Source organism: [Clostridium] symbiosum ATCC 14940 (assembly GCF_000466485.1).
Lineage (GTDB): Bacteria > Bacillota > Clostridia > Lachnospirales > Lachnospiraceae > Otoolea > Otoolea symbiosa.
In genome coordinates this window covers 1-10,779 of record NZ_KE992845.1, presented here as the reverse complement: position 1 = coordinate 10,779, position 10,779 = coordinate 1, and the positions used below count along the sequence as shown (strand labels likewise).

Below are 10,779 nucleotides of genomic sequence, written 5' to 3'. Positions count from 1 at the left end.
CCGGACGCGTCCTCCCAACCTCAGTTAAATCTCTCATCAACAGCGCTCTGACTGAACTGATACTGAAAATTTAAAAAAACATAGTTTGGTGATAATTTCTTCACAGTTCCATCACAAATTACTGATAGACTATGCCATGTAAAGATATAAATGATATAAATTATGAATGAAAAAATAGAGAAAAAGAAAGGAGCAATAACTATGTATAATGAGAATGACTACAATAAATATCAGGGCGGCGGCTCCAGGCAGGACCAGAATACGGACAGCGACCTGGACTATACGGAAGGATCTTATTCGGACAGCACATCCTCACGGCAGACGGACAGCAGATACAGCGGCTATCATGATCCCAGATATACCGGCAATGCCGAAGGCAGGGAGCGGAGTGAGGGAACATATCAGGACAGGAAACCGGACAGAAGCTATATTCCGCAGGAGCCGGGGCGAAACGGGAAAAAGGGCGGTTACATGGCTAAAAGGGCAGCGGGAATCGCGGCGGCGGGAATTATTTTTGGCTGTGTAGCCGGAGGAACGATGGCCGGTGTTAATATTCTGGCGGACAAACTGGTTCCGGAGACGGTCCAGAGCAGTGAAGCGCCTGCGCTTTCTTCACAGGCGGTTACGGAGCAGCCGACTACGGCAGCGGCAGTACCTGTTTCAACCGGGAATGACGTTTCGGCAATTGTTGACAAAGCAATGCCTTCCGTAGTTGCAATCAATAATAAAATGGTTTATACACAGGAAGACTGGTTTTTCGGGAAACAGTCCTATGAAGTTCCGAGCAGCGGCTCCGGTATTATAGCAGGGCAGAATGATTCAGAACTGCTTATCGTGACCAACAACCATGTGGTTGCAGATTCGGAGGAGCTGTCAGTCACATTTATCGACAATACAACGGTAAAGGCAGCGGTCAAGGGCACGGATTCAGATTCGGACCTGGCGGTAATTGCTGTAAAGCTTTCGGATATTCCGGAGGAGACAAAAGGTAAGATTCAGCCGGCAGTACTCGGCGATTCAGACACGTTGAAGCTTGGTCAGGGCGTGGTTGCAATCGGTAATGCGCTTGGTCAGGGCCAGTCCGTTACGGTAGGTTATGTAAGCGCGTTAAATAAGGAGGTTACAATCGACGGTGTTGACAGGACTCTTCTCCAGGTTGATGCGGCTATTAACCCAGGTAACAGCGGCGGAGCGCTTCTGAACATGCAGGGCGAGGTGATCGGCATCAATGCGGCCAAATACGCCGATACGGATGTGGAGGGTATCGGATATGCGATTCCGATTTCCTTTGCCAAAGATATCATTGACGACCTGATGACGAAGACCACGAAGATTGCCGTGGATGAAGAGGAACAGGGTTACCTCGGAATCCAGCTGCAGAATATCGACAGCAGAATGGCGAAGGCTTACGGCATGCCGGAAGGAATCTATGTTTATAAGATTGTAGAGGGCGGAGCAGCGGCAAATTCCGATTTACGCGAACGTGATATCATTACTAAATTCGATGGAGAAACAGTCAGGACAGGTGATGAACTTCAAAAGATGCTGACATATTATAAGGGAGGCACGTCGGTCACACTGACGGTGCAGAGCCTGGAAAACGGCTCCTATGTGGAGAGACAGATACCTATCACACTCGGTTATAAAAAAGACAGCCAGAAACAGGAGGTACAGGAAAACTAAATGCCGCACCGCGGCGAATAAACGTCGGAGGCACAGTGTCATGGCCGGCAGTACGGAGTTAACCGCTGCCGGCCGGTACTGTGCCTTTTATTGATGACGGTCACCTGTTCGCGGAGCGTGCTGGTTATCGTTGAAGGCGGTAACCTGTGGCGAGCGTGAAGATTATCATTGCCGAAATTTTTACAGAACCATAAGCAGAGTGCCGGTCCCAATCAGGACACAGCCAAGAGCGGAACGAACCGTAAACGGTTCATGCAAAATTACGGCAGCCATCACCATTGTGATAATAATGCTGAGCTTATCGACAGGGATAACCCTGGAAGCCTCGCCCATCTGCAGCGCTTTATAATAACAAAGCCATGAGGCGCCGGTTGCAACACCCGACAAAATTAAAAATATCCAGCTTTTCCGGCTGATTTCTATCATTCCGCCCTGGGTATTGGTCAGAAAAACCATTCCCCATGACATGAGTAGGACAACGATTGTACGAATTGCCGTTGCCAGAGTAGAATTCACCCCATCGATACCAATTTTAGCAAGGATAGAAGTCAACGCCGCAAATACGGATGAACCTAATGCAAATAGAAACCACATAATGCTCTTTCCTTTCAGATATTCAGATTATCGTTCAGCCAAATCCAGCCTGATTCCAATATGATTATTCTATCACATTTTTAATGGTGAGAAAATATCCTGCTGATAAGTCTTTTATACCGGGAAGGCCTCACGTTACTGTTCACACCCCGCCAAAAAGCGGCGCGCCGTAAAACTCGGGATTTTCCTGCAAAATGCGCACGAAAACATCTCGCAGGCACAACCGTGTGAACAGCAGCTTCCTCCCTTCCTCAACAAAACTTTCCAATGACTTTTCTGTATAAGTATTGTATACTGGAAAGCAGAACAAAGTGAATAACGGCAGATACTGCCGTCATCTAAGGAGTAAATAAGATGGAAGAAAACAGAGCGAAAAACCTGGCGGCACTGACTGTCCCGCTGCCGGAAGATATTGAAAAACTGAAGTGGCACGGTGATTTTACCAGGGCGCTGAAGATTATAGAGAACCGCCTCGGAAAAGACATCCCCGGGATAATGAAGGAAAGGCTTGTATTGGAGCGTGATATTATCAGGCGGCTTCCGCTTCAGTATCCCTTCAGCCATCAGGCGGCCCTTGCCTTTGCAACGGAGCGGATAGAAGGTTTTTCAGAGGAAGAACTTGAGAACCTGATTGATGAAAATGCAATAGACTGGCTGTATATTGAGGGTGAGAGAAGGATTAAGGATGATTTTGTCGACAGTCTTGTAAAGACCAGGAAAGATATCAGAGCGCGTATTTTCGATAAATCGGCTCTGGCGGAGGGAGAGCTGGAGGGCCGTCTGCGTGATCAGACCATAAAGAGAATGAAGGAAAAAGGCGGCCTTGCCTATTATTTCCGTATCAGGAGTACGTTGAAGATTCGGGAAGAGGCATTTGAACCGGGAAAAACAGTACGTGTTTATCTGCCGATTCCTCTGGAATATGCACAGGTCAGGAATTTCAGGCTTCTTCACACATCGATGGAGCCTCTCAGGACAGCGCCGCCTCTGTGGCCGCAGAGGACGATATGTTTTGAGACTGAGCTGACGGAAAACAGTGTATTTTCAATTGAATATGAATTTGAGAATCATACGCCTTATATTGAATTAGATGAGAACAGGGTAACAGGCGCGGCGGATGCAGGGAAGGTATTACCTGACGGCCGCAGGCTTGGGAACTGGCTTGGGGAACAGCTTCCCCAGATCAGGTTCACACCGTTTCTCAAAAGCCTGACGGAAGAAGTGGCGGGAAGTGAGAAAAACCCGCTTTGCAGGGCAAAACGCATTTATGAGTACATTACATCCCATGTGACGTATTCCTTTGTCCGTTCTTATTTCACGATAACGGATATTCCGGAATATGCGGCGGCGGGTCAGAAGGGGGACTGCGGCATCCAGGCGCTGCTTTTCATAACCATGTGCCGGATCGCGGGCGTTCCGGCCAGATGGCAGGCAGGACTTTATGCAAATCCGCGCGATATCGGCTGTCATGACTGGGCACAGTTTTATATCGAACCTTATGGATGGCTGTATGCCGACTGTTCATTCGGGGGCGGTGCATACAGGGACGGAGTAAAAGAGAGAAGAGAATTTTACTTTGGCAACCTGGATCCGTTCCGGATTCCGATGAACTCGGAATTCGGATGGGAGTTTACACCGCCGATGAAGCGGCCCGGCAGCGATCCGTATGATAATCAGACCGGGGAAGCGGAGTACGCAGACAGGGCGCTGATACGTGACGAGCTGGACACGGCGCATGAGATAATAGAGATAAGGGAAATTGATTAAAGGAAATCAAAATCCGTTTACAGACAGGAGGAAATAGACTTTGGAAGACAGAGATAAAGATAATAAAATTGATGAAGAGACAACTGTGACATCAGAAGGCGGCAAACAGAAACCGGACGGCGCTGCACCGAAATCAGACGGAGATGATGATTATGAAAAAATTTGTTATGTCTGCCGTCGTCCGGAGAGCAAGGCCGGTACAATGATTACAATGCCGGGAGGCATGAATTTCTGCCACGATTGTATGCAGAAGGCATTTGATTCAGTCACACAGAGCGGCCTGGATTTCAGCAAGCTTCAGAATATGCCGTATATGAATATGAATCTCAGTGATTTTCCGAATCTGGAGAATATGAATCTTGAGATTCCGAAGAAAAATAAGGTAAAAAAGAAGAAAGAGAAAGAGGAAGAAAAGAAACAGCAGGAATTCAGTATCAGGGACATCCCTGCGCCGCACGTGATAAAATCCCGTCTTGACGAGTATGTAATCGGACAGGAGAAAGCGAAAAAAGTCATCTCTGTTGCAGTCTACAACCACTATAAGCGTGTTCTTTTACAGAACGGCGGGCAGGATGAAAATCAGGAGGAGAAGGTACAGATTGAAAAGTCCAATATCCTGATGATTGGACCGACCGGAAGCGGCAAAACATATCTTGTCAAAACACTGGCGCGGCTTTTGGACGTGCCTCTGGCCATCGCAGACGCCACTTCCCTTACGGAGGCCGGCTACATAGGGGACGACATCGAGAGCGTTGTGTCAAAATTGCTGTCAGCGGCCGATAATGACGTGGAGAAAGCGGAGCATGGAATCATCTTTATCGATGAAATTGATAAGATAGCTAAAAAGAAGAATATAACGAACCGTGATGTCAGCGGCGAATCCGTACAGCAGGAGCTGTTAAAGCTTTTGGAGGGCAGTCAGGTGGAGGTGCCCGTAGGTTCCAACCAGAAGAATGCCCTCACTCCGATGACCACGGTAGATACCAATCATATTCTGTTTATCTGCGGCGGTGCATTTCCTGATTTGGAGGATATTATTAGAGAAAGACTGACAAAATCAACTACAATGGGCTTTATGGGAGAGTTGCGCGACAAATATGAGTCAGATCCGGATATTTTGACCAAGGTGACTACGGAGGATCTCCGTACATTCGGCATGATTCCTGAATTCCTGGGCCGCCTTCCGATTGTTGTTACGCTCCAGGCGCTCACAAAAGAGCTGATGGTTAAGGTGCTGAGGGAACCCAAGAATGCGATTTTGAAGCAGTATGTGAAGCTTTTGGAACTGGATGAGGTTAAGCTTGTATTTGAAGACGAAGCATTGGAGTGGATTGCGGAGGAAGCCATCAAGAAAGAAACGGGAGCGCGTGCGCTCAGGGCGATCATAGAGGAGTTCATGCTTGACATCATGTATGAGATACCGAAGGATTCCAATATAGGCTCTGTTGTCATAACAAGAGCCTATCTGGAAAAAAGCGGCGGCCCTATGATTGAAATGAGGGGATAGGAAAACGCGCAGTTACTGCCGTATACGTAAGAATGAGTTATAGAGATCCAGCATTCCATATCCCCATTCCCGGTTGGGATAGGTAATGTTTGAATTTCTTCTGGCACCGCGGATCAATATTGATTTTGCGGAGGATGTATTGAGTGTCAGGACAGTTTCATTACGCAATGCCCAGGATAGCAGGTTGGCTGCCGCTCCGGCCACATGGGCGGCTGCAATGGAGGTTCCGGTTTCCGCACGGTTATCGGGAGCCACGACGTTGACCCCGGGGGCAGCCAGATCCGGTTTGATTGTGCCGAGTCTTGTGTAGCCCCTGCTTGAATGGATGTAAATACTGTTATTGCGGTGGTTATAAGCGGCAACCGTGATGGCTCCGGCTGTGTTTCCGGGTTCCGTTATAATCGTATTCGGATCGGGACGCAGGAAAAATGTATTCTCGGATATAAGACCGGCCGTGGGGAGCCAGATATTATATTCTCCCTGTATAAACAATTCATTATGCACTCTGATTTTCCAGATGCCGGGAGTGGGATTCTTGAAGCGCATCATGATAAGCTGGCTGCCCGTCGCGCTTTCTGCACCGCTGTAGCTTAAGTAGATAACGGTATCTTCCAAAAGGAAGGTGAGGCGGTGCTCCTCCGGAGAGGTATTGGGGACCCGGGGGATCAGCTCCCCCGTGGGCGAGGTAAAGGCGACGGAATAGAGTTCGGACTCCCTGGCCCACAGCTCCACCGTGAATCCGGTTTCATTGCTTCCTACCCGCAGCTCAACTTCCTCATACTCCTCCTCTGCGGCAATGTGGCCAAGATAATGGTGGCCAAATCCGGTTTCGTTGCCCCCGGCCACTACGGTTATCAGGCCGAAGCTGTTGCTGAAATGATTGAGATAACTCGGCAGAGGCGAAGAGCCGCTGTGGCTTCCGGTATTCGTACCGATACCCAGCAGGATGGTAAGGGGCAGAGAGTATTTCCGGGCCATCAGTAGAAGATATTTAATGCCCAGCATGATATCATTTTCCTGGTAAGCATGCGCATCTTCAGAAACCATATAAAAATCCCTGAGATATTTTTTGGCCGGTTTCAGTTTTACAACCGCCAATTTCGATTCGGGGGCGGCACCCGTGAAATTGGAGGCCGGCACTTCATTCCCAGCGGCAACCATTGCCATAAAAGTGCCGTGACCAATCGTATCGACAGAGGGGACGATGGAAAGCGGCTCCACGCTATTTAAGGCCTCATTAATCTGTTCCTCCGTATAGGAGGTTCCATAACGGATATCCTGTACGATATCTCCCGTCTCAATTCCCTGGCCCTCAATAGTCTGATCCCATATTCCGACAATTCTAGTGGAACCATCCATATTTTTAAAAACAGGATTCTGGTAATCAATACCGGTATCTACAATGCCAATCAGGGTGCCGCTGCCTTTATAGCCCAATTGGGGCTGGTCGAAAGTTCTTAAAATGCCGGCGCTGTCCATATTGGCAGAATCCAGCAAAGTATAGAGGCTGGGAATTGTATCATATCCGTCTTTTCCTATAGAAATCGGCTCCACTTCAGAGAGCGGCTGGTAAACAACAATAAATTGCGGATTGACAAAATCATAACAAAAATCTATGTCCTGCAGAATTGATTCAGGTGAGAATACATAATATCGGTAAATAAAATCGGCAATTGATTCAGAAGCGGAATTTTCAGTACACGCCATGCGCAATTTCCTTAAATTGTTTTTATTAATATATGCCGGGCGGGAGAAAATATTATAAGGAAAGCTGTCTTGGGAAACTTTACGGGAATGCAAAAAAATGATACGATAGGAAGAAGAAGTCTAATTTATTTATGAGCAGGATGGGAGGAAGATTATGCAGTTTCTCGGATTAATGGCAGGCCTGTTCGGCCTTGACATACTTTTAAAGGGGAAAATAGAGGCCGGCGATAAGGAAGATTTCCCCAGGGATATGGAAGGAACCTCCGGTAAGATAAGGCTTTACAGAAATCATAATGACGGTTTCTGCTTTGGCCTCTTAAAAAACAACCAGGAACTGGTGAAAACGGTTCCTCTGGTTTTTACGTCTGCTGTGACGGGTGTTTTTTTCTGGCTGCTTACTAGAAAAAGCCGTCTGATCGACAAACTGGGATTTTCCCTGGTGACGGCAGGTGCGCTGAGCAATCTTTTTGACAGGGTGAAACGCGGTTACGTCGTGGATTATTTCAGCTTTCAGTTCGGCTGGCTTAAAAAGGTGGTATTCAATATCGGCGATCTTTGTATCTTTCTTGGTACTTTTCTGCTGGCTGTTTCCGAACTTTTCTCCGGCCCGGAGAGCAGGCCCGGAAGAAAGTCGGAACACAGGGCAGATAAAGCGGATGGAACTGTGGAGCAGTAATACCTAATCATCAAAATTCATCATAACGGCGCCGATTGCCGTGGCGAATGCGGCATTCGGCGGTATGATGAAGTGTACGCCGTAGAGATCTTTCATTTGCTCAAACACACCGAATACCTTGACCGCCGGAGGCAGGCAGGCGAGGGAGCCGGTCAGGACAATGTCCCTGGCCGTATCGTTAGTCAGGGCAAAAATAGCCAGGACGCCTACGGTCTGGTACACGAGGTTAAAGAGGGCGGCGGCGACATCACAGTCGCTGGCGTCATTTTTAACTTTTCCAAAGTTGGCGGCGGTCAGTTCCGGGGGCAGTGAAGCAATATCGCCGCAGAAGATATCACTCATCATCAGATCCACCTTTCTGAGATCACCTTTCTCAGCCATGGAGGACAGGACGAAAATGTCGGTTTCATGAAGAAAATGGGAGGCCAGTCCGGACAGGGTTCCGCCGCCGACCCCGCTTCCCCCTATATGACGGATACTGTTTTTGTCCGCCCGCACAAAAGCGGTGCCGGTACCGATGCTTACAACCAATGCTTCATCCAGACCGGCCAGAGCCAGTCCGCCGCGTGCGATGGCATCCAGTTCCACTGCTTTGACGGTTGGGATTGCATAGATATCTTCCTCGATAAAGGAGGCGCCCACACCGGTGAGGACGATTTTAGAAATATCGGCCAGAGACAGCCCGTGTTCACGCAGAAAACGGCCGAGAGCGCCGTACAGGCTGGTTATCTGATCCGATGCTTTGACCTGCAGTGTGCCGAGGAGCTTTTTTTCTTCAGTAAATCCTGCTATTTTTGTCGTGGAACCGCCGATATCAATACCGATTGTAGCTTTCATAATTTTTCCTTCCGTGTTCTCTAATAATAGCTTTATTATAAACAGAGGCGGGATTTTTAGCAAGCTTTCCTATTATTTGTTGACAGGCAGTGGGAAATATTGTAGAATCAGCTTTAAAATATGATAAAACAGGAGTTGATTTTTTTGGATTCAAGTGACGCCATACAGTTGCTTATTTTAGTTGTTTTGCTTGCATTATCTGCATTTTTCTCATCGTCAGAGACAGCCCTTACCACGGTAAACAAGATCCGTATGAGGACTCTGGCCGATGCCGGTGATGGCAGGGCCGAGTTTGTCATGAAAGTGATCAGCAATCCGGGCAAGATGCTGAGTGCGATTCTTATTGGCAATAACATAGTAAACCTTTACGCATCATCCCTTTCCACAATGCTGGCTACAAGGTTGTGGGGCAACGAGGCCGTGGGTTTTGCGACGGGTGTGCTGACATTGCTTATCCTTGTATTCGGCGAGATTACGCCGAAGACGGTTTCCACAATATCAGCAGAGAGCATCGCTCTTCGCTTTGCAAAAATTATATATATTATAATGATAGTTTTGACACCGGTGATTTACATCGTAAACCATCTATCTTTTTTTGTCCTCAAATTGTTCCGGGTTGATCCGAATAAGAGAGGGGAGTCTATCACGGAGGATGAACTGAGGACCATTGTCCAGGTCAGCCATGAAGAAGGTGTGATTGAGTCGGAAGAGAAGAAGATGATCAACAATGTGTTTGATTTCGGTGATGCCGTGGCAAAGGACGTCATGGTTCCCCGTATTGATATGAGCTTTGTGGATGTGAATACAAGCTATCAGGATTTGGTTGACATATTCCGGGAAGAGAAGTACACGAGATTTCCGGTATTTGAAGAGACGACGGACAATGTGATCGGCATTATCAATATTAAGGATATCTTCCTGGCGGAAAACAGCGAGGATTTTTCAGTGAAGAATTACCTGCGCCAGCCGCTCTACACGTATGAGTTCAAAAAAGTTTCGGAACTGATGATTGAGATGCGTAAAGCCATGATAAATATTGTCATTGTCCTGGACGAATACGGAGCGACGGCGGGACTTATCACGCTGGAGGACATGCTGGAGGAGATTGTCGGGGAAATCCGTGATGAGTACGATGAAGATGAGGAAGAGGCGCTTATCCAGATTGGCCCCAGGGAATATGTGGTGGAAGGCTCCATGAAGCTGACAGATTTGAATGACTATCTGGAACTGAATCTTCAGTCGGAGGATTATGATTCCATCGGCGGTCTGGTAATCGGACTTCTCGATCACCTGCCTGAGGAAGGCGAGGACGTGGTGATTGATAATGTGCGTCTCTGCGTCGACAGCGTAGAGAAAAACAGGATTGATAAGATACATCTTTATATTCTCAATCCCATCGAGGCGGTTACGGCGAGGCGGGAGGAAGAGGCGGAAAAACAGTAGAATAAAAAAAGACTGCATCGTTTGAACATGTTACAGCCAGACTTATTGAAGTCTGGCTGTTTGCATATCTTTGCGACTGACCGCAGGAATATGAAAATACGATCAGCTTATCATTCCGCCTATCGTGCCGCTTCCTGCGCACATGGCAAAGATGAGGGCCAGTTCATTCATATTGCTTCCGATACTCTTGTGGATTAAAAAAGAAACGGCCAGGAGTACCAGAAAGTAAGCCGTACCGGAGAAAAATCCCCACAAAAACCGCTTTACTTTTGCTGCTTTACCAGCCAGAACCCCGCCGATAAAACAGGTGACAATGTAGATAACATTGATCCCCAGATTTACCTGACTTTCACTCAAATGAAGCTGATAAAGGCCGAATGCCAGAAGCAGCAGAAAGATGGCGGTGAGTATGTAGGTGATAAAAATGGTGCGGATTATTATCCGCAGACTGGACTTTCCCATAATGACTCCTTGTAAATTTTCTTCTGCTTCATGTATATTCATGAGAGGGCCAGGATATGCGGACAGCCGTAAATGGAGATTTAACTGAGGTGTGGAGGACGCG

At 47.7% G+C, this 10,779-nt stretch carries 9 protein-coding genes; 5 read left to right on the top strand and 4 right to left on the bottom strand.

Annotated features, from left to right (window positions below):
• The first annotated feature begins 162 nt into the window (after positions 1 to 162).
• Positions 163 to 1,683 carry a S1C family serine protease gene (locus CLOSYM_RS05030; protein WP_021641220.1) on the top strand — a complete coding sequence of 507 codons (1,521 nt, stop codon included), beginning with the start codon at positions 163 to 165 and terminating at the stop codon, positions 1,681 to 1,683.
• Between the two features lie 180 nt (positions 1,684 to 1,863).
• Here CLOSYM_RS05030 and CLOSYM_RS05025 read toward each other — a convergent pair whose 3' ends face one another.
• Entirely contained in the window at positions 1,864 to 2,277 is a 414-nt protein-coding gene (locus tag CLOSYM_RS05025; protein WP_003506694.1) for an EamA family transporter, read from the bottom strand.
• A 354-nt stretch (positions 2,278 to 2,631) separates the two neighbouring features.
• Between CLOSYM_RS05025 and CLOSYM_RS05020 the strand changes: the two genes are divergently transcribed.
• Positions 2,632 to 4,044, top strand: coding sequence for a transglutaminase-like domain-containing protein (locus CLOSYM_RS05020; protein ID WP_021641218.1), 1,413 nt, complete (start codon positions 2,632 to 2,634; stop codon positions 4,042 to 4,044).
• An 85-nt stretch (positions 4,045 to 4,129) separates the two neighbouring features.
• Positions 4,130 to 5,551 carry an ATP-dependent Clp protease ATP-binding subunit ClpX gene (gene clpX, locus CLOSYM_RS05015; RefSeq protein WP_242828645.1) on the top strand — a complete coding sequence of 474 codons (1,422 nt, stop codon included), beginning with the start codon at positions 4,130 to 4,132 and terminating at the stop codon, positions 5,549 to 5,551.
• A gap of 12 nt (positions 5,552 to 5,563) precedes the next feature.
• Here clpX and CLOSYM_RS05010 read toward each other — a convergent pair whose 3' ends face one another.
• Positions 5,564 to 7,258, bottom strand: coding sequence for a S8 family peptidase (locus CLOSYM_RS05010; protein ID WP_021641216.1), 1,695 nt, complete (start codon positions 7,256 to 7,258; stop codon positions 5,564 to 5,566).
• 154 nt (positions 7,259 to 7,412) lie between these two features.
• Between CLOSYM_RS05010 and lspA the strand changes: the two genes are divergently transcribed.
• Positions 7,413 to 7,934, top strand: a complete 522-nt coding sequence (gene lspA, locus CLOSYM_RS05005; protein ID WP_021641215.1) for a signal peptidase II — start codon at positions 7,413 to 7,415, stop codon at positions 7,932 to 7,934.
• 3 nt (positions 7,935 to 7,937) lie between these two features.
• On the opposite strand, the gene CLOSYM_RS05000 is transcribed toward lspA, so the two are convergent.
• Entirely contained in the window at positions 7,938 to 8,771 is an 834-nt protein-coding gene (locus CLOSYM_RS05000) for a BadF/BadG/BcrA/BcrD ATPase family protein (protein WP_003506702.1), read from the bottom strand.
• Between the two features lie 120 nt (positions 8,772 to 8,891).
• Here CLOSYM_RS05000 and CLOSYM_RS04995 point away from each other — a divergent pair, with 120 nt between their 5' ends.
• Positions 8,892 to 10,214, top strand: a complete 1,323-nt coding sequence (locus CLOSYM_RS04995) for an HlyC/CorC family transporter (RefSeq protein ID WP_021641213.1) — start codon at positions 8,892 to 8,894, stop codon at positions 10,212 to 10,214.
• Positions 10,215 to 10,316: 102 nt separating this feature from the next.
• Here CLOSYM_RS04995 and CLOSYM_RS04990 read toward each other — a convergent pair whose 3' ends face one another.
• Positions 10,317 to 10,676 carry a TIGR04086 family membrane protein gene (locus tag CLOSYM_RS04990; RefSeq protein WP_003501419.1) on the bottom strand — a complete coding sequence of 120 codons (360 nt, stop codon included), beginning with the start codon at positions 10,674 to 10,676 and terminating at the stop codon, positions 10,317 to 10,319.
• Between the last annotated feature and the right edge of the window lie 103 nt (positions 10,677 to 10,779).

Coding starts and splice junctions, on each gene's coding strand:
- CLOSYM_RS05025 (WP_003506694.1), bottom strand. CDS start 2,277: ATGTGGTTTCTATTTGCATTAGGTTCATCCGTATTTGCGGCGTTGACT.
- lspA (WP_021641215.1), top strand. CDS start 7,413: ATGCAGTTTCTCGGATTAATGGCAGGCCTGTTCGGCCTTGACATACTT.
- CLOSYM_RS04995 (WP_021641213.1), top strand. CDS start 8,892: ATGATAAAACAGGAGTTGATTTTTTTGGATTCAAGTGACGCCATACAG.
- CLOSYM_RS05020 (WP_021641218.1), top strand. CDS start 2,632: ATGGAAGAAAACAGAGCGAAAAACCTGGCGGCACTGACTGTCCCGCTG.
- CLOSYM_RS04990 (WP_003501419.1), bottom strand. CDS start 10,676: ATGGGAAAGTCCAGTCTGCGGATAATAATCCGCACCATTTTTATCACC.
- CLOSYM_RS05000 (WP_003506702.1), bottom strand. CDS start 8,771: ATGAAAGCTACAATCGGTATTGATATCGGCGGTTCCACGACAAAAATA.
- CLOSYM_RS05030 (WP_021641220.1), top strand. CDS start 163: ATGAATGAAAAAATAGAGAAAAAGAAAGGAGCAATAACTATGTATAAT.
- CLOSYM_RS05010 (WP_021641216.1), bottom strand. CDS start 7,258: ATGGCGTGTACTGAAAATTCCGCTTCTGAATCAATTGCCGATTTTATT.